3 protein-coding genes are annotated in these 3,122 nt (G+C 68.0%); 2 read left to right on the top strand and 1 reads right to left on the bottom strand.

Features of this window, described 5'->3' with window-relative positions; all coding sequences use genetic code 11:
* The first annotated feature begins 93 nt into the window (after positions 1-93).
* Entirely contained in the window at positions 94-354 is a 261-nt protein-coding gene (locus EQG76_RS33885) for a transposase (protein ID WP_456237656.1), read from the top strand.
* Positions 355-1,576: 1,222 nt separating this feature from the next.
* Here EQG76_RS33885 and EQG76_RS00505 read toward each other — a convergent pair.
* Entirely contained in the window at positions 1,577-2,530 is a 954-nt protein-coding gene (locus EQG76_RS00505; protein ID WP_159709623.1) for a ring-cleaving dioxygenase, read from the bottom strand.
* Between the two features lie 106 nt (positions 2,531-2,636).
* On the opposite strand from EQG76_RS00505, the gene EQG76_RS00500 reads away from it, so the two are divergent.
* The coding region (locus EQG76_RS00500; RefSeq protein WP_235031135.1) for an ABC transporter ATP-binding protein at positions 2,637-3,122 on the top strand (486 nt) is incomplete at its 3' end.

Here is a 3,122-nt window from a genome sequence, read left to right as displayed (position 1 = left end):
GCATTCTGGGTATGGGCGGCACCGACGTATGTCAGCTCAAGTTGCGCCAAGCCATTGGGATCGGCGGCGCTCAGAAGCATCTGCCCGGCCTGATTGTGCAGTTCAGCCGCATGCACGCATACGAGCGGGATCGGGCCACTGTCGGCTCTGCTGACATCCCTACGGCGAGGCCAGCTTTGCCCGGTAGGCCGAGATCGCCTGCCGGCCGTTGCTACTGGCGGTGGCCAAGCGCGGGCGCCGACCGGGGCGGACCTCCGCGAGATGCTGAACGCGATCCGCCACATGGCTCGCAGTGGCGGCGGCTGGCGCGCGCTGCCCAAGGACTTCCCGCCATCTCACCTCGGTCCCGCGTAGCGTGGACAGGCTCGACTTGGCTGCAGTGTACCGATGTTGAGGCGCTTCATGCGTCGGTCCTTGCCTCGCCATCCATCACGTGGAACTGATGCTGGATCGGGAAATGTCTGGGCGGCTGGCCAGCCCGGCTGTTGACATGCCCGACAGCTAAATCGGTCAGGGCGTTCCCTGGGCCAGTCAGCAGCCATGGCGCAGGCAGGGCGTCCTTGGCCACGAGCGGCACATCTTGGCCGATCCCGAGCTGCCGGCTGCTAATCGCCACACTGACCAGCGCCGATACCCCGCAGGATGCCGATGCTCAGACAATCCTTGCTACCATCCGCAGGCCCTAACCCTGGCGGAAACGCCTGATTGTCCAGAGGATCGACCAGGAGCCGGACTTCAGGTCCTGCCGCAGCCTTCGGCAAACTGCTGACCTCTCCCCTTCTGGAGGGGGATCATCCGCTCGCTGATAGATGACGGTGCTTGCGGGAATTCTTACTGGATGTCCGATGGCGCCGCCTGATGCGCGCCTACAAGGCAAGGCGGTGTGCCGCTTCTCCCCGGAAATGGCGCGGACCACGTGCGACTGTCGGCTGACCGGCGAAGAGCCTCTAAAGAAGCCAGAACTCCGTTCGTTCCACGGCCGCCGAAGGGCTGACGTGGATGGGCCTGGCCGGTTACTGGGGATCGAGCCGAGGGATTGCACCGCAACTGGCCGGGCCGCCGAGGGAATGGCTTCGGGTGATTCGTATCGCCATCGATGATGCCACGGCGTCCGACGGTATCGAGGGATCCTGCCGAACGTCGATGGATGACCGCCGGCTTCTTCAGCCATGCCCCTGGTCGGTTTCCGCAGAGTGGCGGCAGAGAGTCGAGCGGCCGTCACGCGGCCGCCGATATCACCCCAGCTGTTCCACAAGGCGTTATAGCTGCTTGTCATGCGCCACATCCGAACCGGCTCCGCGCGGCAATGCCAAGCGCTTCATCCAGCCTCTACCACTTGCACCTTTCCCTGCCAGCACTCAGGCCGACGAACAGCAGTCTTGGACCAGTGGCGCTCATGGTAACCAGCCGCCTCGACTACCCTCTACCAGCCCGTCTGAGCCGCCCCGCCAGCGGAGGCCGCCGCACATGGTCATGCGCATGGTCGGGTGAGCGGGTATGCGGGCGTGTTCGGCCCTGGACCGCTCCGACCGGCGACGACCCGGCATGCCCGTTCAGACAGGCGAACGCTGTCCCGTCAAAGCGGCTTCAGCCCCGCCTCGATCTCCTGCCGGCGGGGCTCCAAGAAGGGTGGCAGGGCTAGGGTCTCGCCCAGGCGGTCCGGGGGCTCGTCGGTGGCGAAGCCCGGTCCGTCCGTAGCGATCTCGATTAGGATGCCGTTGGGCTCGCGCAGGTAGAGCGAGCGGAAATAGTAGCGGTCGACCGGGCCGCTGGAAGGGACGCCCAGCCGGCGCAGGTGCTCGGTCCAGGCCTCGTAGTCGGCGTCGGGGGTGCGGAACGCGATGTGGTGAACGCTGCCGGCACCCTGGGGGGCCGGGCGCAGATGGGGCTCCAGGCGGACATGGAGCTCGCCTTCGGGGCCAGCATCGGGCGTGCTGAAGACTTCCGTCTGGACCGGCGGCCCGTCCGCGGTGGCCGGGCCGCGATAGCCGCGCCGGTGGACCAGGCCCAGCACCTGGATGAGCACCCGCTCGGTCGGACGTAGATTCGGCACGCTCATGACGAGCGGCCCCAGCCCGCGGATCTGGTGCTCGGCCGGCACCGGGCTCTCCCCCCAGGGATGGGCAGCACCCGCCCCGCCATCGTCCACCAGGGACAGGCGCTGCCCCTCGGGATCCTCGAAGTCGAGGACGGCCCGGCCATCGCGTTCCTCGACCACCCCGTGCGCCACGCCTGCCCGCGCGAACCGGTCCTGCCACCAGGCCAGCGTGTCGCTGCCGGCTATCCGCAGGCCGGTGCGCACGAGATCATGGCTGCCGGGCACGCGCGGCCCCACCGGCCACTCGAAGAAGGTGAGGTCCGTGCCCGGGGCGGCGATCCCGTCGGCATAGAACAAATGGTAGGCGCGCACGTCGTCCTGGTTGACCGTCTTCTTGACCAGGCGCATGCCGAGCAGGCCGGTGTAGAAGCGGCGGTTGGCGGGCGCATCCGCGGTGATCGCAGTGACGTGGTGGATGCCGGCAAGGCGCATGGCGGCTCCCGTTCGGGCCGATAATAGCACTGCCGGCCCTGACACGGCACCGGCCTTCCACCGCCAGTTAGGGCACTGCCGGCACAGAGCAAGCAGCCCCGCTCCCTTGCCTCGCCCCTTGCCCCACCCCTTGCATGGCCGTGCGCAGGCGGTAGAGCTTGCGCGCACCCATCACCGAGCGGCCAAGGAGGCCGGCAAGCTGACGCTTTCTCCCGAGGTCATGGTCCGAGTGGCGGGCGTGACCAAGCGCTATGGCAGTGCGGTCGCCTGCGAGGACGTCTCGTTCGAGCTGGAGCGCGGCCGGTTCCTTACCGTGCTGGGACCCTCCGGCTCGGGCAAGACCACCATCCTGCGCGCGATCGCGGGCTTTCTGGCGCCAGATCAGGGCCGGATCGAGGTGCATGGTATCCCGGTGGAGGCCCTGCCGCCCTATCGGCGCAAGGTCGGCATGGTCTTCCAGAAGCTGGCGCTGTTCCCGCACCTGACCGCGGCGGGGAACGTGGCCTACCCCTTGCGCATGCGCCATTTCCCCAAGGCAGAGATCCGGCCGAGGGTCGAGCGCTACCTGGAGCTGGTGCAGCTGGGCGGGCTC

It is taken from the genome of Geminicoccus flavidas (genome assembly GCF_009806515.1).
Taxonomy (GTDB): Bacteria; Pseudomonadota; Alphaproteobacteria; order Geminicoccales; family Geminicoccaceae; genus Geminicoccus; species Geminicoccus flavidus.
Note: the sequence above shows the minus strand (reverse complement) of the source record. Positions and strands in the feature narration are given on the sequence as shown.